The organism is Corallococcus sp. AS-1-6 (genome assembly GCF_020037015.1).
Classification (GTDB): domain Bacteria; phylum Myxococcota; class Myxococcia; order Myxococcales; family Myxococcaceae; genus Corallococcus.
Window position 1 is genome coordinate 1 of record NZ_JAIQDE010000036.1, and the last position, 22228, is coordinate 22228.

The 22228-nt window shown below is 71.7% G+C and carries 17 protein-coding genes; 10 read left to right on the plus strand and 7 right to left on the minus strand.

Annotated features, from left to right (window positions below):
* Positions 1-455 precede the first annotated feature (455 nt).
* The 3 genes from K8612_RS34185 (at position 456) to K8612_RS34195 (ending at position 5060) form a co-directional block, all read left to right on the plus strand.
* Positions 456-1415 (plus strand): sigma-70 family RNA polymerase sigma factor, encoded by a 960-nt coding sequence (locus K8612_RS34185; RefSeq protein ID WP_223765368.1) that lies wholly within the window; start codon positions 456-458, stop codon positions 1413-1415.
* A 100-nt stretch (positions 1416-1515) separates the two neighbouring features.
* Complete coding sequence (locus tag K8612_RS34190) at positions 1516-3864, plus strand: MMPL family transporter (RefSeq protein WP_223765316.1); 2349 nt, start codon at positions 1516-1518, stop codon at positions 3862-3864.
* Positions 3861-5060 carry a glycosyltransferase family 2 protein gene (locus tag K8612_RS34195; RefSeq protein ID WP_223765317.1) on the plus strand — a complete coding sequence of 400 codons (1200 nt, stop codon included), beginning with the start codon at positions 3861-3863 and terminating at the stop codon, positions 5058-5060. The genes K8612_RS34190 and K8612_RS34195 overlap by 4 nt, the downstream gene beginning before the upstream one ends.
* Here K8612_RS34195 and K8612_RS34200 read toward each other — a convergent pair.
* The gene (locus tag K8612_RS34200; protein ID WP_223744802.1) at positions 5000-6409 is read right to left on the minus strand and encodes an FAD-dependent monooxygenase; all 1410 of its coding nucleotides are present in this window, start codon (positions 6407-6409) and stop codon (positions 5000-5002) included. The two genes, K8612_RS34195 and K8612_RS34200, sit on opposite strands and share 61 nt — an antisense overlap.
* 86 nt (positions 6410-6495) lie before the next feature.
* Here K8612_RS34200 and K8612_RS34205 point away from each other — a divergent pair, with 86 nt between their 5' ends.
* Positions 6496-7542, plus strand: a complete 1047-nt coding sequence (locus K8612_RS34205) for a phytoene/squalene synthase family protein (protein WP_223765318.1) — start codon at positions 6496-6498, stop codon at positions 7540-7542.
* Positions 7542-9503 (plus strand): 2,3-oxidosqualene cyclase, encoded by a 1962-nt coding sequence (locus K8612_RS34210; RefSeq protein WP_223765319.1) that lies wholly within the window; start codon positions 7542-7544, stop codon positions 9501-9503. The genes K8612_RS34205 and K8612_RS34210 overlap by 1 nt, the downstream gene beginning before the upstream one ends.
* On the opposite strand, the gene K8612_RS34215 is transcribed toward K8612_RS34210, so the two are convergent.
* Entirely contained in the window at positions 9451-9957 is a 507-nt protein-coding gene (locus K8612_RS34215; RefSeq protein WP_223765320.1) for a DUF1993 family protein, read from the minus strand. The genes K8612_RS34210 and K8612_RS34215 overlap by 53 nt on opposite strands.
* A gap of 131 nt (positions 9958-10088) precedes the next feature.
* Between K8612_RS34215 and K8612_RS34220 the strand changes: the two genes are divergently transcribed.
* The 3 genes from K8612_RS34220 (at position 10089) to K8612_RS34230 (ending at position 12917) form a co-directional block, all read left to right on the plus strand.
* Positions 10089-10520, plus strand: coding sequence for a hypothetical protein (locus K8612_RS34220; protein ID WP_223744489.1), 432 nt, complete (start codon positions 10089-10091; stop codon positions 10518-10520).
* Positions 10517-10975 carry a MarR family winged helix-turn-helix transcriptional regulator gene (locus K8612_RS34225; RefSeq protein WP_223765321.1) on the plus strand — a complete coding sequence of 153 codons (459 nt, stop codon included), beginning with the start codon at positions 10517-10519 and terminating at the stop codon, positions 10973-10975. The genes K8612_RS34220 and K8612_RS34225 overlap by 4 nt, the downstream gene beginning before the upstream one ends.
* A gap of 70 nt (positions 10976-11045) precedes the next feature.
* Entirely contained in the window at positions 11046-12917 is a 1872-nt protein-coding gene (locus K8612_RS34230) for a bifunctional UDP-sugar hydrolase/5'-nucleotidase (RefSeq protein ID WP_223765322.1), read from the plus strand.
* Positions 12918-13007: 90 nt separating this feature from the next.
* Here K8612_RS34230 and K8612_RS34235 read toward each other — a convergent pair whose 3' ends face one another.
* Positions 13008-14564 (minus strand): leucyl aminopeptidase, encoded by a 1557-nt coding sequence (locus tag K8612_RS34235; RefSeq protein WP_223765323.1) that lies wholly within the window; start codon positions 14562-14564, stop codon positions 13008-13010.
* Positions 14565-14707: 143 nt separating this feature from the next.
* Between K8612_RS34235 and K8612_RS34240 the strand changes: the two genes are divergently transcribed.
* Positions 14708-15214 (plus strand): hypothetical protein, encoded by a 507-nt coding sequence (locus tag K8612_RS34240; protein WP_223765324.1) that lies wholly within the window; start codon positions 14708-14710, stop codon positions 15212-15214.
* A gap of 79 nt (positions 15215-15293) precedes the next feature.
* Here the strand turns inward: K8612_RS34240 and K8612_RS34245 are convergent, their stop codons facing one another.
* From K8612_RS34245 to K8612_RS34255, 3 genes are all read right to left on the minus strand, one after another.
* Positions 15294-16883, minus strand: coding sequence for an AbgT family transporter (locus K8612_RS34245; RefSeq protein WP_223765325.1), 1590 nt, complete (start codon positions 16881-16883; stop codon positions 15294-15296).
* A gap of 25 nt (positions 16884-16908) precedes the next feature.
* Positions 16909-17727 (minus strand): YdiY family protein, encoded by an 819-nt coding sequence (locus K8612_RS34250; protein WP_223765326.1) that lies wholly within the window; start codon positions 17725-17727, stop codon positions 16909-16911.
* 204 nt (positions 17728-17931) lie between these two features.
* Positions 17932-19023: an SGNH/GDSL hydrolase family protein gene (locus K8612_RS34255; protein ID WP_223765327.1), complete on the minus strand. Its 1092-nt coding sequence runs from the start codon at positions 19021-19023 to the stop codon at positions 17932-17934.
* Positions 19024-19229: 206 nt separating this feature from the next.
* On the opposite strand from K8612_RS34255, the gene K8612_RS34260 reads away from it, so the two are divergent.
* Positions 19230-21335, plus strand: coding sequence for a WD40 repeat domain-containing protein (locus K8612_RS34260; RefSeq protein ID WP_223765328.1), 2106 nt, complete (start codon positions 19230-19232; stop codon positions 21333-21335).
* A gap of 48 nt (positions 21336-21383) precedes the next feature.
* Here the strand turns inward: K8612_RS34260 and K8612_RS34265 are convergent, their stop codons facing one another.
* Positions 21384-22211 carry a dienelactone hydrolase family protein gene (locus K8612_RS34265; RefSeq protein ID WP_223765329.1) on the minus strand — a complete coding sequence of 276 codons (828 nt, stop codon included), beginning with the start codon at positions 22209-22211 and terminating at the stop codon, positions 21384-21386.
* Positions 22212-22228 lie beyond the last annotated feature (17 nt).

Below are 22228 nucleotides of genomic sequence, written 5' to 3' on the forward strand. Positions count from 1 at the left end.
AGCTCCTGTCCCCCTTGTCGCTTGGCAGCCGGCCAACTGGCCTCGCTATTCCGCGCAGACCTCCAGTCGGACAAGTTTGGAGGACCACGGCCCAGCGGCTCCCTCGCCACCCGGGCGGAGGAAACCAGTCCGACAGTCGGACAGGTTTGAAGGACCACGGCCCAGCGGCTCCCGCGCCACCGGGGCGGAGGGAACCAGTCCGACAGTCGGACACGTTTGGAGAACCACGGCCCCGGCGGCACCTGCCCCATCTGGGCGGAGGAAACCTGTCGGACAGGTTTGGAGGTCCGTGGCATGGGGGCTCCCGTTCCACCCGGGCGCTGGAAACCTGTCCGACAGTCGGACAGGTTTTGCGGTCCCGCCGGGCGGGGGGCAGGCTGGGGGCTTTGCTTCACCTGGCATCGTGACGCCTCGGAGTGGCGCAGGGATTGCTGGAACGTGAGGGCTTGAACCGGATGGATTCACAGGCGCGAGGCGCATTGGGGCAGGCCGCACGCGAGCACGAGCGCTTCCTGTGGGGGCTCTGCTACCGGATGACCGGCGTGGCGGCGGACGCGGATGACCTGGTGCAGGACGTCTATGCTCGCGCGCTCGCGACGCCTCCGGAGCACCTGGACATGCTGCGCCCCTGGTTGACCCGCGTGGCGGTGAACCTGTCCCGAGACCTCCTGCGACGGCGCCGCCGCGAGGGCTATGTCGGCCCCTGGCTGCCTTCACCGGTGGAGACCGGCGACGAGGAGGTCCCCCCCTCGGTGGAGGCGAGGCTCCCGGACGGCGGCTCGACGGAGGAGCGCTATGAATTGCTGGAGAGCGTCTCCTTCGCCTTCCTCCTGGCGCTGGAGGCCCTGTCTCCCAAACAGCGGGCGGTGCTGCTGCTGCGCGATGTCTTCGATTACTCGGTGCTGGAGGTGGCCGAGGCGCTGCGCATGAGCGAGGCGAACGTGAAGGTCGTGCACCACCGCGCTCGGGCGGCCATGGCCGCGTATGACCAGGCACGTTGCGTGCCCACTCGCGACGTGCAGGCTCGCACTCGGGCCGCGCTGGAGGCCTTCCTGGGCGCCCTGGTGGCGGGAGACGTGGCCACCGCGGAGGCGCTGCTGGCCTCGGATGTCCGTGCGCTGACGGACGGAGGCGGCAAGGTGCGCGCGGCCCTGGTGCCCATCGTGGGCCCCCAGCGCGTCGTCCTCTTCATGAGACGGCTGATGGAGATGCGGGGCCCGCCCGTGGCGTGGGAGGCGCGGATGCTCAATGGCCTGCCCGCCGTGGTGGCGGTGTTCCATCCAGGAAGGGATCCGCTCCTGTCCCTGCGCACCGTGCTTCGCGCGGAGGTGGACGCCAGCGGGCGCATCCTTGCGCTGCATTCCGTGGTGGTGGACCGGAAGCTCACGGGCGTGCGCATGCCCGTGCCTGAATGACCCGGAACTCTTGGCGCCGCGCGGGCCCGTACCCGTGTCACCAGCGGGACGGCGAGGTGACCTTCCCGTAGGCCGGTCCACTCCCGGATTGCCCCAGGGGATGAAGCCCCTGCCCAAGCGCTCCCTCCGTCACCAGTTCCCTGGTGACGGGCGGGACGTGCGAACGGGGGCGTGCATGGCGGGGCAGGGGGACGACTCACCGGCGGGGGGCGGGCCGTCCCTGTTCGCCCGGCTGGCGGTGGGCGTGTTCCGGCACCGGGGGCCGGTGCTGGTGGGCGCGCTGCTCCTCCTCGCCGCGGCGGTGTGGGCGCTGCTCCGGGGCGGGAACCTCACCACCGGCACCATCGAGGGCATCGAATCCGCGAGGGCCGAAGCGCTCGCGCGCGGCGCCGCCGCCGGGTCGAACGACCAGACCCTGGCCGTCATCTTCCACCACGACGACTGGCGCACGGACGAGCCGCGCTTCGCCCAGGCCGTGACGTCCGCGCTGGCCCGCGTGGAGCGGCTGCCGGAGGTCGCCTCCGTGGTGTCACCCATCGGTGCGCCCGAGGCCTTCCGGGCCCGCTTCGTGGCACGGACGGGCCACGACCTGCTGGCGCTGGTGCGGCTCAAGGGGGGAGAGAGCGAGGCCACCGCCGCGTTCCCCGCCGTGCGCGCGGCGCTGGAGGACCCGGACCTCCGGACGACGCTCACCGGCAAGGTGGCCTTCCTGGCCGCGCTCAATGAGTTGCTGGCGCACGACCTGCTGCGCGCGGAGCTGCTGTCCTTCCCGCTGGCGCTGGTGGTCCTGCTGTGGGTCTTCCGCACCGTGGTGGCGGCCATGCTGCCCCTGGTGGTGGGCGGGCTGGCGGTGCTCTGCGGCGTGGCGGGCGTGATGCTGCTGTCCCACGTCACGAACATGGCCCAGTACACGCTCAACGTGGTGTCGCTCATCGGGCTGGGCGTGGCCATCGACTACTCGCTCTTCATCGTGAGCCGCTTCCGCTCCGAGCTCGCCCTGGGCCTCTCCACGGAGCACGCGCTGACGCGCACGCTGGACACCGCCGGGCGGGCGGTGGCGTTCTCGGGGCTGGCCGTCACGGTGGGGCTGGGAGGTCTGCTCTTCTTCCGCGGCTCATACCTGAGCGCCATGGGGCTGGGCGGCGCCCTGGTGGTGGCCTTCGCAGTCCTCTTCGCGCTCACCGTGCTGCCCGCGCTGCTCGCGTGGCTGGGGCCGCGCGTGGACCGGGGACGTCTGCCCTTCGCCCGCAAGGAGGGGCGCGGCGGCGCATGGCATGCGCTGGCCACCTGGGTGATGCGGCATCCCTGGTGGGTGCTGCTGCCCACGCTGGCGCTGCTCCTGGCCATGGGCCTGCCGTTCCGGCGGCTGCAACTGGCGGCCACGGACATCACCGCGCTGCCCGAGGGCACCGAGGCGCGCCAGGGCGCGGAGACCCTGGCCCGCCTGTTCCCCCGCGAGGCCGCCACCCGCGTCCTGGTGGCGGTGGAGTTCCCAGGCGGCAGTCCCCTCACCCCGGAGCGCGCGGGCGCCCTCTACGACGCCAGCCGCCGGGTGGCGTCGATGCCCGGCGTGGTCGGCGTGGAGAGCGCGGTGGACCTGGGCCCCGGCATGGACCGGGCGACCGTCCAGCGGATGGCCGCCGCGCCCCCCCAGCTCCTCCCGCCGGAGCTCCAGGCCGCGCGGGCCGCGTACGTCACCGGCAACGTGGCGGTGATGCAGGTGCTGACGTCCTCGGCGCCCAGCAGCGTGGAGGCGCGCGACCTGGTCCGCGCGCTGCGCGAGGACCGCGCGGTGGGCGACGGCCGGTGGTGGGTGGGCGGGCAGACCGCGACGGACGTGGACGCGGCGGCCTTCGTGAAGCACCACACGCCCGCGGCGGTGGGGTTCGTGATGGGGATGACGTGCATCGTCCTCTTCGTGCTCCTGCGCTCCGTGGTGCTGCCCTTGAAGGCGCTCCTGATGAACCTGCTGTCCCTGGCCGGCTCGTTCGGCGCCCTGGTGTGGATCTTCCAGGAGGGGCACCTGCACCGGCTGCTGCGCTTCGAACCCGGGCCCATCGAACCGTCGCTGCCCATCCTGTTGTTCTGCGCGCTGTTCGGCCTGTCCATGGACTACGAGGTGCTGCTGCTCAGCCGCATCCGCGAGGAGTACCTGCGCACGGGCGACAACACCCACGCGGTGGCCGAGGGGCTGGAGCGGACCGGCGGCCTCATCACCAGCGCGGCGGCCATCATGGTGGCCGTGTTCGCGGCCTTCACGCTGGCGTCGGTGGTGGTGGTGAAGGCCATGGGCCTGGGCATGGCCATCGCGGTCGCGCTGGATGCGACGCTCGTCCGGGTGCTCATCGTGCCCGCGATGATGCGCCTGATGGGGGACTTCAACTGGTGGGGCCCCGGCCACTGGAGGCGCTCGCACGCGCGGGCGCAGGGGACGGAGGTGCGGCCATGAACGCGCGGGAGCTCGCCTGGACGGCGGCGGGAGCGGCGGCGCTCGGCGTGCTCGCGCACGGGCACCGCGAGCTGATGTCCGGCCTGCGGCGGCGCGCGGCGCCACCCCCAAGGCGCTTCGAGCCCCCTTCCGTGACGGTCATCCGGCCCATCCGGGGCCTGGACATGGACGCGCGCGAGAACGTGCGCGCGCTGCTGGACCTGGACTATCCCGGCGAGTGGGAGGTGCTCTTCGTCTTCGACAGCGAGGACGACCCGGCGTTCCTCCCCACCCGCGAGGAGGTGGCCGCTCGCCCGACGCGCGCGAAGCGGGTGGAGCTGCTCATCGCGGGCGAGCCCCCGGTGGGGATGACGGGCAAGCTCAACGCGATGCAGGTGGGCGTGGCCCACGCACGGGGAGCGCTGCTGGCCTTCAGTGATTCGGACACGCGGCCCTCGCCCGGAGTGCTCACGGCGCTGGTGGGCGCGCTGCTGGAGGACGGCGCGACAGGCGCCACGTTCGCGCCCATCTACGCGGCGGCGGACGCGCCCCTGGCGGGCGACGTGGCCTACGGGCTGCTGGTGAACGCGTGGTACGGCGCGTCCGTGGCGAGCACCGCGGAGCCGGATGGCGCGCTGCCCTTTATCATGGGGCAGTTGATGGTGTTCCGGCGCCGGGCGCTGGAGGCCATCGGGGGCGTGGGCTGCGCCGCCGGGCAGTTCGTGGATGACATGTACCTGGGGCGCCGCCTGCACCAGGCCGGGTGGAAGAACCGCGTCGTCCACGTGCCCCTGCGCGTCGTCACGGGACACCTGGGGCTGGGCGCCTTCCTGCGCATCTTCCGGCGGTGGATCCTCTTCTCGGAGGCGGGCATCCCCGGGACCTTCGCGCGGCCCCACTGGGTGCGGGGCGCGGTGAGCTGGCTGGCGTGGGGTTCACTGGCGGCGGCGGTGGCGCGAAGGGCCTGGGGCCCGGCGCTCCTGTCGGCCGCGCCCATCGGCTTCTCCGTGTGGAGCCAGTTGCGGCTCCAGCGGGCCGGCCACGGTCCGGGAATCGCGCCCCGGCACTACTGGGTGCCGGCGGTATTGCCGCTCCTGGGTGCCGGCGTGGCGCTGTCCGCGCGGCTGTCTCGCGACGTGGACTGGCGCGGCCGGGGCTACCGCTTGGACGCGAAGGCGCGCCTGGGTGAAGCCCAACCGGCCCGGGCCAGCGTGTAGACGGGACGGCGGACGCGACGATGGAGCCAGCTCCCCACCTGTTCCACCGCGCTCGCCACGGTGCCTCGCAAGGGCGGCCCGGCGGAGCGCAGCAGCGGCGCGGCGGAGCGCAGGCTGCCCCCGGGGCCGTTCGGGGACAGCATCGCGGCGAAGGCATGGACGACGACGCGCAGGTACTCGCGGGCCATCACCCGCATGCGGGGCTCCTCGGAGGACAGCAGGGCCATGGAGGCGCGCGCGCCGCCGGGGCTGTGCTCCCAGTAGTGCAACAGGCCCATGCGCAGCGCGCGCATGCCCTCGTCCTGCCTGGCGAAGGCGCTGTAGAGCGCGGTGGCGAGCGCGACGCGGGTGCGCTGCGCGGGCCTCCGCGCGTGCGCGTACTGCTCCAGCGCGCGGGCGACGTGGCCCGGGTGGCGGTCCAGCGACTCCTGGAGGGCGCGGGCGTCGTGGAAGCACGACGCCATGCCGCTGGCCGTGAGCGGGTGGCAGCACGCGGCGGCGTCGCCCACGAGCACGGCGCTCCCCATCCAGACGGTCTCCGCCAGCCAGTCGTCGTTGGAGGCCATGCGCACCGCGGGCCGCTGCTCCAGCGCCCGCCAGACGGCCTCCCTCAGCCGCGAGGGCAGGGCGAGCAGCAGCTCCGGTTGCTCCTTCAGCGTCTGGGCCGTGCTGCCCAGGGGCAGGTCCACCATCACGCGCGCCACGCCGGGCTGGATGGTGTACGCCAGCGCGTGCACGGCGCCGCCCACGAACTGGTGGCCGTGCTCCGGGTGGGTGAGGCAGTCGCTGTCCACCGTCACGCCCAGCATGGTGGAGAGGCGCTGGTGGTGCTCGGCGATGCCCAGCATCCGCCGCACGGGGGACGCGCGCCCGTCCGCGGCCACCAGCAGCCGGGCGTGCACGGTGTGCTCGGCGCCCGCGTGCGAATAGCGCAGGCGCACGCCGCGCTCGCAGTTGTGCTCCACGGCCGTCACGCGGGCCCGGGTGAGCACGGTGACGCCGCGCCGCCGCGACACCGACTCCTGCAGGGGCACGGTGAGGGCGGCGTGTTCGAGCGACAGCCCCGTGACGCCGCGACCGTAGGGCAGGACGAGCGTGCGGGCGGGGGCATGGAAGCGCACCGCGAAGCCCCTCACGGGATGGGCCGCCCAGCCATCCACGACGTCCCCGAAGCCCAGCGCGCGCAAATCCCTCACCCCGGGCGGGTGGAGCAGCTCGCCCGCGAGCTGCTTGTGCCGGTCCACGCCCGCGTCCAGCAGCAGGACGGACCACCCCAGGTCGGAGAGCGCCGCCGCCACCGCGCAGCCCGCGGGTCCGCCCCCGGCTATCACCACCTCGGTGTCCCCCACGTGGCCCCCGCTCGGTTCGCAGACACCATGTCTGGCATTGACGACTTATCCATTGATGCGCGGCGCCGCACGCGGAGGAGGCAGGCATGAAAGTGCAGGGTGCATCATTCTGTCGCACGCAATTGCCCCGGGTCTCCCGGACCTTCGCGCTCAACATCCCGCTCTTGCCAGAGCCCCTGGACCTGGCGGTGACGGCGGCCTACCTGCTGTGCCGCATCGCGGACACGCTGGAGGACGAGGCCCCCGGGGCGCTCCCCGGTGCGTTGCTCGACGAACTGGGGGAGCTCGTGTCGCTGGAGCCGGGCTGGGAGGCCCGTGCCCGCTCCTTCGCGCGAAGGGCGCGGCTCGCCCTGCGGGACGAGGCGCCCCCCGCGGAGGCCGAGCTGGTTTCCGGGACACCGACCGTGCTCGAGACCCTGGCCTCGCTCCCCTCCTGGGTCCACCCGCCCATCGCGCGCTGCGTACGCACGATGACCGGCGGCATGAAACAGATACAGCGGATGCATGGAGGGAGCGGGCAGGTCATGGGGCTGCCCGACCTCCAGGCGACGTTCATGTATTGCTATTACGTGGCGGGCGTCGTGGGTGAGATGCTGACCGGCCTCTTCGTCGCCAGCTCCCCCCGGGTCTCCTGGCGCGAGCAGCGGCTGATGACGCGGGCGCCTGCCTTTGGCCGGGCCCTGCAGCTCACCAACATCCTCAAGGACGTGCGCGAGGACCTGGACCGGGGAACCTGCTGGCTGCCCAGGGACCGCATGGCCGCGCATGGCCTCACGCCCGCCACGCTGGCCCTGCCTTCGCTCCGCGCGAGCGCCGTGGCGCTGATGGAGGAGCTGGTGGCGGTGGCCCGGCGCGAGCTGGACGTCGCGCTCGAATACTCGCTGGCGCTGCCCGTGGAGGAGCCCGGCCTGCGGCTGTTCTGCCTCTATCCGCTCTTCTTCGCCGCCGCGACGCTCGACGCGGTGGAGGGCAACCCCGCGGTGTTCGAACCCGAGCCGGTGAAGATTCCCCGGGAGACGGTGGCGGCGCTGATGCGGCTGACGCAGGAGCGGGTGGGCTCGGATGAAGCGCTGCGGGAGCTCTACGCCCGTTCCTCGCGGGCGTCCCGGGACGTCGTGGAGGCCTGGAGCTGATGCGGCGGGCCCGAGACCTGCTGGCGGGGACCCAGGCGGCGGATGGCTCCTGGAAGGGGGACTACAGCGGCCCGTTGTTCCTGGGCCCGGTGTACGTGGCCGGGCTGTACGTGATGGGCCGCGCGCCGGAGGCGTCCGCCCGCGAAGGGATGGTCGCCCACATGCGCGCGCACCAGAACCCGGATGGAGGCTGGGGGCTGGACGTGGAGTCGCCCAGCCTCGTCTTCACCTCGGTGCTCAACTACGTCGCGCAGCGGCTGCTGGGCGTTGGCGCGGAGGACCCGGGGCTCGTCCGCGCGAGGGCGTGGTTCCTTCCCCGAGGCGGCCCCCTGGGCAGCGCGTCCTGGGGGAAGTTCGTCCTCGCCCTGCTGGGGCTCTACGAGTACCAGGGCCTGGCGCCCGTGCCTCCCGAGCTCTGGCTTTTGCCGCGAGCCCTGCCGTTCCACCCCTCCCGGCTCTGGTGCCACTGCCGCATGGTGTACCTGCCCATGGGCTGGCTCTACGGCCGCCGGGTCCGCGCCATGGAGTCACCGCTGCTGGCCGAGCTGCGGCGCGAGCTGTACCCCCGACCTTACGCGGACGTGGACTGGGAGGCGGCGCGCGGACGCGTGGCGGGCACGGACGCCTACAGCCCCCACGGCCTGGGACTGCGCGCCGTGCACCGCGCGCTGGGCCTGTACGAGCGGTTTCATTCGAGGCGGCTGCGGGAGCGCGCGCTGGAGGAAGCCCTGGCGTTGATTCGCGGCGAGGACGCGGCGACGCACTTCGTCTGCATCGGGCCCATCAACAAGGTGCTCGACATGGTGGTGTGGCACGTGGCGCGGCCGGACGGCCCGGAGGTGCGGGCCCACCTGGAGCGCCTGCCGGACTACCTCCAGCGGACGCGGCAGGGCGTCACGGTCAACGGCTACAACTCCTCGCAGCTCTGGGACACCGCCTTCGCGGTGCAGGCGCTGGTGGCCTCCGGAGAGTCCGCCTGGGCGCGGGACACGCTGGCGCGCGCGGGCCGCTTCCTGGAGGCGCAGCAGGTGCTGGAGGATTCGCCAGACGCCGCCAGACACCACCGGCATCCCAGCCGGGGAGGGTGGCCCTTCAGCACGCGCGCGCACGGCTGGCCCATCAGCGATTGCACGGCGGAGGCGCTGAAGGCGTGTCTGTTGTTGGAGCCGCTCGGGCTCAACCGCGTGCCGCGCCAGCGCCTGGAGCAGGCCGTGGCGTTCATCCTGTCCCTGCAGAACCGGGACGGCGGCTGGGCCACCTATGAGCGGCAGCGGGGGCCGCGCTGGCTGGAGCGCTTCAATCCCTCGGACGTCTTCGCCGGCATCATGGTGGACCCCAGCTACGTGGAGTGCACGTCGGCCTGCATCCAGGCGCTGGCCGCGTGGCGCGCCGCGTCCCCGGAGGCGCCGGTGGGCCGGGCCATTGCGCGGGGCGCGGACTTCCTGCGCCGCCAGCAGCGCCCGGACGGCGGCTGGGAGGGCTCCTGGGGCGTGTGCTTCAGCTACGGCACGTGGTTCGGCGTCACCGGCCTGGTGGCCTCGGGCGCGGGGCCCGCGGACCCCGCGCTGCGCCGGGCCGTCACTTTCCTGAAGGCCCACCAGCGCGAGGACGGCGCCTGGAGCGAGACCCTCCAGTCCTGCCGCGAGCGCCGATGGGTGGAGGGGCGCACGGGCCACGCGGTGACGACGTCCTGGGCCGTGATGGCATTGGTCGCGGCGGGAGAGGCGCACGCCGAGGCCACGCGACGGGGCGTGGCGTGGCTCCGCGAGAGGCAGGAGGCGCGGGGCCAGTGGCCACCCGAGCCCCTGGCCGGCGTGTTCAGCCGCACCTGCGGCATCCACTACGACGCGTACCTGCGCATCTTCCCGCTGTGGGCGCTGGCGCTCGCGGAGCGGCAGGCCCTGGACTTCAAGGCGCGCGAAGGCTCTGCGACCCCAGGTAGTCCGCCTTGCCCAGGTTGACGCCGTTGTGACGCAGCAGCGCGTACGCGTGGGTGACGTGGAAGTAGAAGTTGGGGAGCGCGTTCTCCTGGAAGTAGTCCGCGCCGTTCATCACCTTGCCCTCCCACCGGGGGTGGGTGACGACGCGTGCGGCGGCGCCCTCGAAGTCCTTCGCGGTGAACGTGTCCAGGTACGCGATGGTGGACTGGACGCGGGCGCTGAGCTCCTCCAGCGTCTGCTCCGTGTCCGGGTGCGACGGCGCGGCCTTGCCCGACAAGCGCGAGGCCGCCAGCTTCGCGGCGTCACAGGCAATCTGCACCTGCCGTACGAACGGGAGCTGGTCCGGCGCCAGCCGGAAGTTCAGGTAGAGGTTCGGGTCGAAGGGCTTCGCCTTGGCGTGGGCCGCGGCCGTGTCCAACCACTTGCCCAACTGCCCCAACTGCTTCTTCATCTGCGAAAAGGTCTCGAAGTACATGGGCGCGCAAGCTAACGGGCTGGCCATGGGCGCGCGAGCCAATCGCAAAGGGCGTCTGGACTCGCGAAAAGGCCCGCGCCGTTCGAGGATGGGCCCATGGACGTGTCGATGCAGGGGATTGGAGCGGTGTCATGACGGTGGCGGTCCTACGGGCCCAGGCCCCGGAGTTCGATGTGGCGTCCGTCCTGGATCGCTTCCCGGACTGCCACCCGGACGCCGTCTGGCTCCAGGGCGAGCCGCACCAGCGCCAGGGGCGGCACTCGACCTCTGGCTTCAACCTCACCCTGGTGGAGGACGGCGAGGGCACGCTGCACGGCCCCGTCGCCGCCGCCCGCAGGCAACTGGAGGTGCTGGCCCCGCTGCTCCTGGAGCTGCGCCAGCAGGCCGTCCCCTGCGTCGTGGACTTCGGCCTGTTCGTCGGCTCCTCGCGGCACTTCACCAGCTCCATCCACTTCCCACCGGAGGACGTCCGGTGGTTCGCGGACCAGGGCATCGCCCTGGCCGTCTCCGCCTACCCGACCGCCGAGGAGGAGTCGGAGGACTCCTCGGGCAACCTCCAATGAGCGCGAAGACGCCTCCCCGCTGGGACCCCGAGACCGTCCCGACCTTCTGGATCAACCACGCGTCCCGCTTGCTGATGCGCCACTTCGAGCAGCGGCTGCGGCCGCTCGAGTTCGGGATGGCCTACCTGCCGGTGGTCCTCGCGCTGGAGGAGCACGGGCCGCTCCTCCAGAAGCAGCTCGCGGAGTACGCCCACGTCGAACAGCCCACCATGGCCGCGCTCCTCACGCGCATGGAGCGCGACGGCCTCATCCAGCGTCACCCGCACCCGGACGACAGGCGCGCGAGCCGGATTTCCCTCTCGCCCAAGGCCCGGGAGCGCCTGCCGGAAGCGAAGGCGCGGTTGGAGGAGGTCGCGGAGCAGGCGACCTCCGGCTTCAGCGAGAAGGAGCGCGCCGCGTTCATGGCGCTCCTGCGCCGCGTGGTGGCCAACCTGGAGCCGGCGTCCGGGGAGTGAGGGGGAATCCAGACAGGACGTCAGAGCGTTCCTGTAGGGTGCGCGCCCCTCCGGAAGATTGCCTTCCGGCATGGCACAAGGTCGAGGCCTCTTGAACCGCTCCTCCTTCCTGATGCGCGCGCTGCGCACCGGCACGTTCTGTCTCGTGGGCGCCAGCTCGCTGATGACCGCCTGTGATTCCAATGACGATCCCCCCGTTGACCCGGCACCGGTGGACCGGTCTCCGCGCACGCTGACGGTGCTGCAGACCAGCGACCTGCACACCAACATCTTCCCGTGGGACTACTTCTCCGGGAAGCCGGACGCGAAGCGCGGCCTGGCCAAGGTGGCCACGCTCATCAAGCAGGAGCGCGCGAAGAACCCGGACTGCACGCTGCTCGTCGACACGGGGGACACCATCCAGGGCTCGCCGCTCGGCACCTACTACGCCCAGGTGGACAACGCGTCCAAGCACCCCATGGCCACCGCCATGAACGAGCTGGGCTACGCCGCCATGGCCATGGGCAACCACGAGTTCAACTACGGCCAGGACGTCCTCAACAAGTTCAAGGGCGAGGCGAACTTCCCCCTCCTGGGCGCCAACGTGCGCAAGGCGTCGGACGGCTCCGAGGCCTTCACCCCGTACGTGATGGTGACGGTGTGCGACGTGAAGGTCGGCATCCTCGGCCTGGTGACGCCGGGCGTGGCGACTTGGGAGCGCAAGGACAACATCACCGGCCTGCGCTTCGACGAGCCGCTGGAGACCGCGAAGACGTACGTGCCGCTGATGAAGCAGGCCGGCGCGGACGTGGTGCTGGTGGCCATCCACGGGGGCCCGGACAAGCAGCCGACGGGCAGCGCGAGCAGCCCCGAGTCGTGGCTCGCGGACTACGCGGACGCCACCAAGTGGACCGACCGCGGCAACCTCACCGCTGAGAACCAGGCCGTGCAGATCGCCCAGCAGGTGCCGGACGTGGACGTGCTGCTCACCGGCCACACCCACCAGCCCATCCCGAAGATGCTGCTGAAGCAGCAGGATGGCCGTGAGGTCCTCCTCACGCAGCCCAACCGCTGGGGCAGCCACCTGGCCGACGTGCAGCTCAACGTCACCTGGAACGGCGAGCGCTGGGGCGTGGACGCGCACGACTCGCGGCTCCTCGCGGTGGACGACACGGTGGCGGTGGACGCCACCGTCACCCAGCTCACCCAGGCCGCCCACGACACCACGGTGGCCTACGTGAACCAGAAGATTGGCAGCACCACGGCGGCCTTCGTGGGCGGCTTCCCCGGCCGCTACGTGGACAGCGCCCTGGCGGACCTGCTCAACATCGTGCAGGAGGAGGCCGCGGCGGAGGCCGGCTTCCCCGTGGACCTGTCCGCGACGGCCCTGTTCTCCAACGACGTCGCGCTGCCCTCGGGGGACGTCACCCTGCGGGACGCCTACAGCGTCTACATCTACGACAACACGCTGTACGTGATGGAGATCAACGGCTCCATCCTCCGGCGCGCGCTGGAGATGAACACGCTGTACTTCAAGCAGTTGGACGCGGCGAACCTGCCCGCGAAGCCCGAGGACGCGAAGGCCACCACGCCCGTCGTCGCGGACTACAACTGGGACCTCTACTCGCGCATCGAGTACGGCTACGACCTGACGAAGCCCGCGGGCTCGCGGCTCACGCACCTGCGCTTCCAGGGCCAGGACGTGAAGGACGACCAGGTCTTCCGCATCGCCGTCAACAACTACCGCGGCGGTGGCGGCGGCGGGTACAGCATGTTCAAGGAAGGCCGCCTGCTGTGGTCCTCCGCGGACGGGGTGCGGGACTACGTCGCGCGCTACATGCAGGAGCACCAGGACCTGTCCCCGGACGCGGTGAACACCTGCAACTTCACGCTCGCGCCGGACCTCTACACGCCTTACTTCCAGGCCAAATTCGGCCCGGCGAAGTGCGCGCCGGTGCGGTGACGCAGGGCCCCCAGGGACGCCCGGTGGACAGCCCCCTCTTCCTTGGGGGGCAGGTCCCACCGGGCCTCCTTCCGGGGCGAGCGCCGGCTTTCAGTGGCGGGTTTCGCGGGGGGGCTTGAAGCCCATGAGGAAGTCGATGAGCAGGCGCGTGCCGTAGCCCGTCGCGCCCTTGCTGCGCCACGCGTTGTCGCGCTCGGCCCTCGCGGTCCCCGCCATGTCGATGTGCGCCCAGGGGAGCCCGTCCACGAACTCCTCCAGGAAGAGGCCCGCGGTGATGGCCCCGGCGTTGTCGCCGCCGACGTTCTTCAGGTCCGCCACCTCCGACTCCAGCTCCTGCCGCAGGCGCCGGTCCAGCGGGAGCTGCCACACGGTGTCGCCGGTGCGCTCCCCCGAGTCCCTCACCTGGTCCACCAGCGACTGCTCATTGCCCAGGACCCCCGCGCTCAGCACGCCCAGCGCGCGCTGACACGCCCCGGTGAGCGTGGCGATGTCCACGATGGCGTCGGGGCGGGGCGACTGCTCGGTGGCCAGGACGAGCGCGTCCGACATCACCAGGCGGCCCTCCGCGTCGGTGTTGATGACCTCCACCGTCTTGCCGCCGCGCACCGTCAGCACGTCTCCCAGCTTCATGGCGGTGCCAGAGGGCATGTTGTCCGTGCACATCAGGTACGCTGTCACCGCCGTCCTGCAGCCCAGCGGCTTCAGCGCCGTCATCGCCGCGAGGATGGCGCCCGCGCCGGCCATGTCCCCCTTCATGGTGGCGTGGACCAGGTCGTTCGGCTTCAGGCCCAGGCCGCCCGAGTCGAACATGATGCCCTTGCCGACCAGCGAGACGCGGCCCAGGGGCTGGACGGGCTCTCCGCGGCTGCCCCGGGGCGTGTACGTCAGCTTGATCATCCGCGGCGGCTCCGCGCTGCCGGCGTTGACGCCCAGCAGGCCGCCGCAGCCGAGCCCGGCCAGGGCCTCGCCGTCGAAGACCTCGACCTCCAGGCCGCAGCGCTCGGCCAGGGACTCGGCCACCTCCGCCATGCGGGCGGCGGTCAGCAGGGTGGCGGGGGCGTTGGCCAGGTCTCGCGCGAACGCCGTGGCGCGGGAGTGGATGCCTCCACGCATCATCCCCTGCTCCACCTCCCCGGTGTTGCCCGGGCCCGAGACGAGCGTCAGGGCTTCGAGCGGCGGCTCCTGTTCGGACCGCCGCTTGTAGGGCCGGTAGCGGTAGCGGGCGAGCAGGACGCCCTCGGTCAGGGCCTGCGCGGCGAGGTCCGCCGGGATGCTGCCCGTGTCCGGGACCTGGAGCGCGACGCGCTTCTGCTGGCCCGCGGTCCGCGCGAACGCGGCGGCGGCGTCCCGGAGCCTGCCCGCGTCCAGCCGTGCCCGCTCACCCACGCCCACGGCGACCAGGGGCGGGCCGTCCGTGCGGGGAATGAGCAGCGTCTGCCCGGCCTTGCCCTCGAAGCCCGCCGCCTTCAGGAACGCGCGGTCGATGCCAGGGGCCTTCACCGCTTCGTCCACTCCCACGAACGTGCCGACGCAGCCGGCATCGGCGGGGACGGTGGCCGCCACGGCGAGCTTCGTCTCCTCCGGGGGTTCAATGGAAGGAGCGGGGTGGAACTCGGCCTGCGCGCGCGAATGGAACGAAGTCAACATGGAAGCCTCCTGATGGAGGAACTGGGCACGGCGCCGGGACGGTGCAACGTCCAGAAGGTCACCTGCCCCTGCCTCCGGGAGCGGTTTGCCGGCGGATGCGAGGTGTGGATGTTCCGCGACGCAATCCCATGAGGGGGAAGCCCATGCGCACACTGCCGTCGAAGCGGATGTCCTTGCTCACCGAGCGCGAAGCCCAGCTCGTCCTGTCCAGCGCCCCACGCAACCTGGCCGGGCTCACGCCACGCGAGCTGCGCGGACGCATCCTGCGAGCGCGCCGCCTGATGGAGAAGTACCAGGACGAGGCGCAGCGGCAGCGCAGGGAGGCGCTCCGCAAGGAGGTGCCCTCCCGCTCCCGCCGCGCCGAGGGCAACCGCAACACCCTCCGCAAGGCCGAGTACTTCGCCCTCACCTTGGAGCGCTTCGAGAAGCGGCTCGCCCTGCTCGAGCGCAAGGCGCGGACCCCGGCCCGCGCCGCGAGCCGTCCCTCCACCCGGCGGGCGACGCGCACGGCCACGGGTGGACGCAAGCCCGCGCGCCGGACACGCGCCGCCGGCCGCACCGCGAAGGCCCCCGCCTCCGGGAAGCGGGCGACCCGCCAGAAGCGGGGCGGGGCCCTGAAGCAGGAGCGCTTCGCCTCCCTCAAGCGGTAGGCCCACGCCTCCGCCCGGGGCCGCCGGACCCAGGGCCGGCGCGACTCGCGGCGCTGAGGGAAGCGCCCGGGTGGGGGGCCTACCCGAGCCCCCAGGGCAGCCCCAGCACCTGCCACGCGACCAGGAGGGCAATCCACACGGCGAAGACCACGATGACGTACGGCAGCATCAAGGCCACCACCGTGCCCACGCCCGCGTCCTTCTGGTACTTCTGGGCGAAGGTGACGATGAGCGCGAAGTAGGCGTTCAGCGGGGAGATGGCGTTGAACGGACCGTCGCCCACGCGGTACGCGGCGAGCACGGCCTCCGGGTCCACGTTCAGCCGCATCAGCAGCGGCACGAACACCGGCGCGAAGATGGCCCACTTCGGAATGGCCCCCGTCATGATGAGGTCCAGGACGGCCACCACCAGCACGAACCCCACGAGCAGCGGGAGCGCGCCCAGGCCCGCGTGCTCCAGGGCATCCCCCACCTTCACGGCCGCGATCGTCGCCATGTTCGTGTAGGTGAAGAGGGCGATGAACTGGCTGATGATGAACAGCAGGAAGATGAGGCCGCCCAGCCCGGCGACCGCCTTCTCCATGGCCTTGATGACGTCCACGCTGTTCTTGAGCGTCCCGGCGCCGACGCCGTAGGCGGCCCCCGTCACCAGGAACAGCACGGTGATGGCGACGATGAGGCCGTTCATGAACGGCGAGTCCCCGACGAGCGCGCCCGTCTCCGGATTGCGCAGCGGCGCCCCCGGGGGCAGCGCCAGCAGGCCGAAGAACACCAGCACGCCCACGAGCCCCCAGAACGCGAACTTCAGCCCCCGCGACTCCTCCGGGGACAGCTTCGCGCCCACCGTGGCCGGCTTCTCTCCCTTGTATTCACCCAGCCGGGGTTCGATGAGCCGGTCGCTGATGAGCGACACCACGATGGTCAGCATCAACACCGACGCGGCGGAGAACCAGAAGTTCGCCGTCAGGTCGATGGAGCGGTCCGGCGCCAGGATGTGGATGGCGTCGTTGGTGATCTCCGTCAGGATGCCGTCCAGCGGTTTGATCAGGATGTTGACGGTGAAGACCGCGGCGACACCGGCGAACGAGGCCGCCAGGCCCGCGAGGGGATGCCTGCCCACGGTGAGGTACGCGGCCGCCGCCAGGGGAATCAGCACCAGGTAGCCGGCATCCGCCGCGATGCTGGACAGGATGCCCACGAACACCAGGATGTACGTGAGGAGCCGGGCCGGAGCGACCGCCACCAGCTTGCGGATGAGCGCGCCCACCAGGCCCGCCGCGTCCGCGACGCCCACGCCCAGCATGGCGACGATGATGACGCCCACCGCGTTGAAGTCCATGAAGTGCTGGACGACGCCCGCGAACATGAAGCGCAGGCCCTCGCCCGTCAGCAGGCTCTTCGCGGCGGTGGTCGTCTGCTCCAGTTGGTGGGTGTCCGGGTTGATGGTCTCGTAGGTGACGCTGGCTCCCAGCCAGTAGAAGAGGTGGGAGAGCACCATCACGAGCGCGATGAGGGCGACGAAGATGATGGCGGGATGGGGGACCTTGTTGCCCACCCGCTCGATGGCGTCGAGCACCCGCTCCATGCCCTTCTTCTTCGGCGGCGTGCGCTGCTTCTTCTTCGTCTCGCCTGGGACCTGGATGTCGTCGAAATGAGCCGCTTTGGCCATGGGAGTGCTGCTCCTTTCCAATCCCTCAGAGCTCCAGCTCGGCCCCCACCGAAAGCGAGGTATCCGTCCGGACCTTGCCCGCCGCGGGTGCGCTGTCGTGTTGCAGTTCGAAGTACGTGGTGAGCGCGAAGCGGTCCGTCATGTCCACGGACAGCTTCGTGGTGGAGTCCAGCAGGACGCGGGGGTCGCCGAAGATGTCCGGCAGCAGCACGGCGTCCTCGCGCACGTACACGTGCTCGTTGATGTCATAGCGGAACGCCAGGCCCACCGCGGGCGACCACTGCGTCACGTCCGGCAGGTTCTCGCGCGTGGGGGTGTACTGGAACCGGCGGTCCTTCGCGTAGCCCGCGCCCAGGTACGTGCGCAGCAGGAGCTCCTTCGACTTCTTCGTCCGCTCCAGGAGCGTGAAGCCGGCGCCCAGCTCCACCTCGGTGCGCAGCTCCAGGCTGGCGGGGTGGTCCGTCTGCACGCCCAGGAAGGTGTAGGCGCTCAGCAGGCGCGTGAAGCGGTAGTCGCCGCGCGCCCAGCCGCCGAGCGTCAGGGCCGTGACCTCCCGCTCCTCCTCGTCCTCGGTGGCCGCGTTGCCGTAGGCGCCATCCGCCTCCAGGGTGAGCGCCCACACCGGGGACTCGTACTCCGCCAGGGCATCGCCGGTGATGGTGAAGGTGCGGGCGTTGCCGGTGAAGAAGGAGGCGCCGAGCCCCGCCGACCCCGTCCAGGGCCCTTCCTCCTCGTCCTCGTCGGCTGCCGCCGCGACGGAAGCCGGTGAGGAGTCCTCCGCCGCGTCGGGAGGCGGCGTGGGTGTCTGGGCCATGGCCGCGAAGAGGAGGAAGAGTGGACTCATACGTGCCCTGGGGAAGGAGGAGCCTGCCTGTCCCGGTGAAGGGGGAGGGGCGGCCCCGGTGGTGCTCGAAGGCCCTCTCGCGCTCCACGCAACCTTTGACACGCACCGCGCGTACGGCAATCACAGGCGGGCATGCCAGGGAGTGGCCCCTTCGTGTCCTTGCCCGTCAGAACGTGACGCGGGATTTGTTTCGCGCGCCCTGGCTCAGGGGCGCACGACGTCCTGGATGAACCGGCTCAGCGACTCCGCCATCTTCTGGTGCGTGGCGGCGGAGGGGTGCCAGTCCTCGCCGACGCCGTCAGCGAACGGGTTCTGCACGGCCATCACGTGGCGGTGGATCCGGGCGTCGCCCAGCCGCTGGCGCTCCGCCACGAGCTGGGAAATCCAATCGCCGACGTGCACGGACGTCACCACGCCCTGCTGCTCCTTGCGCTTGAAGCCGTCCGTCATGCTGCCCAGCGTGCAGACGAGGTGCGCGCGGGGATGCAGCGCGCGGAGCCGCTCGAGGAAGGTCCCGTAGGCGGCCTTGAAGGCCGCTTCGTCCGGGAGGAACGCGGCGGTGCCCGCGCCCGCGAACGCGTCGTTGGTGCCGGCGTTGATGACAATCACGTCCGGTGAGCCCTGGGAGAAGTCCCAGGCGGCGGGGTGGTCCGGGACGGCGCGCTCGTAGACGGCGGGCAGCAACCCGGACGTGGACAGGTCCAGGTTGCGGTACACGCCGTGGCCCGAATAGCAGACGAACACGGCCTCCGCGCCCAGGCGCTGGGCCGTGAGCCAGCCATGGCCGCGTCTGGGATTCTGGTGCTTCGACGTGAAGGTGGGCACCCGGGAGGAGGCTGTCTCGGGATGGAAGGTGACGTCGGTGCCGTAGGCGCAGGTGATGGAGTCCCCGACGAACTCCAGCTTGAGCCCCGTGTGCGGCGGGGGCGGCTCGCGGAGCTCGCCATGGACCTCCAGCGCCAGGAGCGTGCTGGCGCCCACCAGGGACTCGGTGCGCTTGAGGAGCTCCACCGTGTGCAACCCCACGGGGAGGCCGCTGGCGAGCAGGTAGCTGCCCTGGCCGGGCTCCACCGCGAGCAGCCGGGGAGGGGCCCCGTCCACCACGACGTCGAAGTGGTTGGTCCCCATGTCGCCGCCCGCGCCCGCGTCATCCAGCCGCATCCGTACGGCGTCCCCCCAGAAGCTCGCGCGCACCGTCACGCCCGGATGGGAGAAGACGACGCCTGCATCGGAGCGGTACGTGCGGCCCACGTACCGCACGCGCGCGTCAGCGGCGGGAATGCTCACCCAGGCCATGGAGGGGTTTTCCGGTGGAGGGGAGGGGCTCCTGCACGCGGCCAGTGACAGGCCCACGCCAAGGCAGACGCCTTGGAGGCCCCGGGCGAACCTGGCGATGCGAGAGCGGTCGGGCACGAAGCTCCCAGCGTACACGGGAAGGCGCCGCTCGCGATGCGCGGGGCCGACCGTGCGGTATCGTCGTGAGCAGGAGAGACTCCAGCCAGATGCCAGGACCCTTCGCGAACCCCTCCCTGCTGATGGACTGCTCCGACGCGGAGCTCGAAGCGCTGCTGGAACAGGCCGACTTCGGCAACTTCGAGCCCGGCCGGGACCTCCCGCCGCTGCGCGAGCGGCTGCTCCGGCTGGAACGGGAGCGCGGCCTCACGGAGCTCCACCGGCGCGTCTCCGACAAGGTCCTGGCCGCGGGGGCACGGCTCGTGGAGACCCCGCGCTACATCGGCATGCAGCGCTGCTTCGCGCTCAGCCCGGATGGACGCCATCTCGCCATCGCGAGCAACCGCCTGGACGAGTCGCACGGGGGCGACGTGCGCATCTGGGAGCTGGCCACGGGGCGCGTGGTCGACGCCGTCGGGTTCGAGACGGCGCTGGTCGGCTCGACGCGGGAGCCCTCCTGCCTCCAGTGGTCTCCGTCGGGGCAGTGGCTCGGCGTCATCCTGGGCCAGGTCGTCATCGGCGTGATGCGGGCCTTCTCCGGAGCGCTGCCCTGCTTCACCGCCGACGTCACCCGTCGCTGGGGCTCGCCGCCGGGGGGGACCGTCATCAATCCCAAGCACATGGAGAACTCGGGACACCTGCCCGCGTGGTGCTGGTCTCCGGATGAGACCCACCTGTTCGTCTCCACGCCCGGGCCGGACGGCGCGCTGGGCTGCATCGTCCCGTTCCGGGAGGGCACCCGGATCCATGAGGACAGCGAAGGCCTTCGCTGGTGCCCGGCCCGGTTGAACGGACAGCCTTCGAAGTCGCGCCCGCACACCTGGGTGCGGTGGAGTCCGGATGGCTCACGCATCCATGGCTACTGCAAGGACGAGTTCGTGCTCGAACCGAACACCAGCCCGGAGCAGGAGCCCCATCCGTCCGCCTCCGCCATCGACGTGCGGAGCGGCGACCTGGGGTACCGCTTCGATGAGCTGACGCTGCCGGTGGCGTTCTCCCCGGATGGCACCCGCCTGGCCTACGGGGAGGACTCGCCCCGGCTCGCCCATGGACACACCGGCCAGACAGTGTCCGTCCTGAACAGGGACGCCGAGCTGCGCGTTCACGCGGTCGAGGAATACGTCTGGTCCCGCGACGGCCGGCGTCTGGCCGTGCTCATCAACAACTACGAGTTCCCCCAGGTCCTCATCTTCGAGGGGGGCAAGCGCCTGTGTCAGGTGGACCTGAAGCGCCGTTCGTTCGGGCCGGCGTCCAGGAGCGGCGACCTGGGCCGCTGGGCCTGGTCCCCGGATGGCACCATGGGCGCCTGCCTGCTGGGGGAGGGAGGCAAGGTCGAGCTGTGGAAGGTGGGGTCCTCGGCCCGGATGCTCCGGCGGCTCGAGGGCGCCAGCGGCATCGACGGACTGGCCTGGGGCGCGGACGACACGCTCGTGGGGACAGGGCCCCACGACATCGCCTTCTGGGACGTGAACACCGGCGCGCTGCGCTTCCGCACCTCGTTGGAGCTGGAGCCGGGCCGCGTGCCACCTCCGAGCGACTGGAACCCCTGGCCGGACGAGGTCGCGCGGTTCATCCCGTCCGAGCGTGGCTGGGACTTCACGCGCGCGCAGCCGGACGGCGCCGTGGTGTGTCCCCCGGGCTCGCGGGAGAGGCTCGAGCCCCGGCTGATGTTCTCGGTGGGGGGACGCCATGCCTGGCCCTGGCGCTGGGCCGAGGGGACCCGGAATGCGCGCTGGGAGGACACAGCCTCCGCGCCCGTCGCGCCCCCCGAGGAGGACGCGTTCGAGGAGCGGCACGTCCCGGTGCCCGAAGGCGAGACGCTGGAGGCAAGAGACGCCCGGCACGCGAAGTGGGGGTTCCTGAAGCAATACCAGGCCCCCACGCGGCCCCTGGATCATTACAGGGCCGAACCCGTGTTCACGCACGGCCCCGCCATCAGCCGCGCCAACCTGGCGCCGTATCTCGGCAAGGGGGTGCTGCTGCGCCAGACGCACTCCGGGACGTGGTACGCGCTCGGGGCCCTGCTCGAGGTCTCCGACGAGGGAATCCTCCTCCACCCGCGCGCTCCCATCGGCTCGTACCGCGAGCGGCTCCTGTCCTTCCGGGACATCCTCTGGATTGGACCGGCGGTGCCGCTCGAAACGCCGGAGGGCTAGTCATTGGCGCCAGGGCGGTGCGAGGCCGGGAGGTGCGCCCGGCCGCCGTCAGCCCGGACGGAGCCTCCGGGCGAAGAACGTCACAATCTCATCGCGCGCCGCGAGCGTCGGCTCTCCCGCCGCGTCGATGAGGTGCGCCGTCACGACGCTGTGGGCCCCGCCGACCACCCGCTCGAAGAAGGACGGAGGCCTGGGGTTCGCGGCTGAATCGGGCAGCACCTTGGGGACGAAGCGCGGTCCCAGCGTGGCGGCGTAGGCCGCGAAGCGCTGCGCCGTGCAGTAGCGGTCCCCTTCGAAGCGGTAGGCGAGCACCGTCAGGTCTTCACGCTCGAGCCGCTCCTTGACGGCCGCGGCCTCCTCCGGGGCGATCTGGATCGCGCCTGGGGCATCGAGTGGCAGCGAGGGCTGGCACAGGACCGGCGCCAGCACCGCGGGCTCGAGCATCATGCTGAGCGCGAAGTTGCCGGTGAAGCACATGCCGATGGCGCCGACGCCAGGGCCTCCGCACTCCTGGTGGGCCAGACGCGCGAGCGCACGCAGCCACTGCGTCACGGGGCTGGACTCGTTCGCCGCGAACGCGCGGAACTCGGCGCTCACGCAGGCGCGCTTCATCACGGCGAGCCCCGCCTCCGCGTGCGGGTACGCCCCGTCCCTGCCGAACAACGACGGCAGGTACACCGTGAAGCCGGCGTCCCGGACCCAGCGCGCGAAGCGCGCGACGTGAGGGCTGATGCCCGGCATCTCGGCCATGACGATGACCGCGGGGCCGCGGCCGGCGACGTAGACCGTCCGCGTGGCGGAATCGAGGGTGATGGACCGCCGCTCGAAGTCGTCGAGCGGATCATCGGCGGTGGAGTCAGGCTCGGAGGTTCGCATGCCCGGACGATGCGGAA

Coding starts and splice junctions, on each gene's coding strand:
- K8612_RS34260 (WP_223765328.1), top strand. CDS start 19,230: ATGCCAGGACCCTTCGCGAACCCCTCCCTGCTGATGGACTGCTCCGAC.
- K8612_RS34185 (WP_223765368.1), top strand. CDS start 456: ATGGATTCACAGGCGCGAGGCGCATTGGGGCAGGCCGCACGCGAGCAC.
- K8612_RS34210 (WP_223765319.1), top strand. CDS start 7,542: ATGCGGCGGGCCCGAGACCTGCTGGCGGGGACCCAGGCGGCGGATGGC.
- K8612_RS34240 (WP_223765324.1), top strand. CDS start 14,708: ATGCGCACACTGCCGTCGAAGCGGATGTCCTTGCTCACCGAGCGCGAA.
- K8612_RS34215 (WP_223765320.1), bottom strand. CDS start 9,957: ATGTACTTCGAGACCTTTTCGCAGATGAAGAAGCAGTTGGGGCAGTTG.
- K8612_RS34255 (WP_223765327.1), bottom strand. CDS start 19,023: ATGGCCTGGGTGAGCATTCCCGCCGCTGACGCGCGCGTGCGGTACGTG.
- K8612_RS34250 (WP_223765326.1), bottom strand. CDS start 17,727: ATGAGTCCACTCTTCCTCCTCTTCGCGGCCATGGCCCAGACACCCACG.
- K8612_RS34190 (WP_223765316.1), top strand. CDS start 1,516: ATGAAGCCCCTGCCCAAGCGCTCCCTCCGTCACCAGTTCCCTGGTGAC.
- K8612_RS34245 (WP_223765325.1), bottom strand. CDS start 16,883: ATGGCCAAAGCGGCTCATTTCGACGACATCCAGGTCCCAGGCGAGACG.
- K8612_RS34220 (WP_223744489.1), top strand. CDS start 10,089: ATGACGGTGGCGGTCCTACGGGCCCAGGCCCCGGAGTTCGATGTGGCG.
- K8612_RS34235 (WP_223765323.1), bottom strand. CDS start 14,564: ATGTTGACTTCGTTCCATTCGCGCGCGCAGGCCGAGTTCCACCCCGCT.
- K8612_RS34195 (WP_223765317.1), top strand. CDS start 3,861: ATGAACGCGCGGGAGCTCGCCTGGACGGCGGCGGGAGCGGCGGCGCTC.
- K8612_RS34230 (WP_223765322.1), top strand. CDS start 11,046: ATGGCACAAGGTCGAGGCCTCTTGAACCGCTCCTCCTTCCTGATGCGC.
- K8612_RS34225 (WP_223765321.1), top strand. CDS start 10,517: ATGAGCGCGAAGACGCCTCCCCGCTGGGACCCCGAGACCGTCCCGACC.
- K8612_RS34265 (WP_223765329.1), bottom strand. CDS start 22,211: ATGCGAACCTCCGAGCCTGACTCCACCGCCGATGATCCGCTCGACGAC.
- K8612_RS34205 (WP_223765318.1), top strand. CDS start 6,496: ATGAAAGTGCAGGGTGCATCATTCTGTCGCACGCAATTGCCCCGGGTC.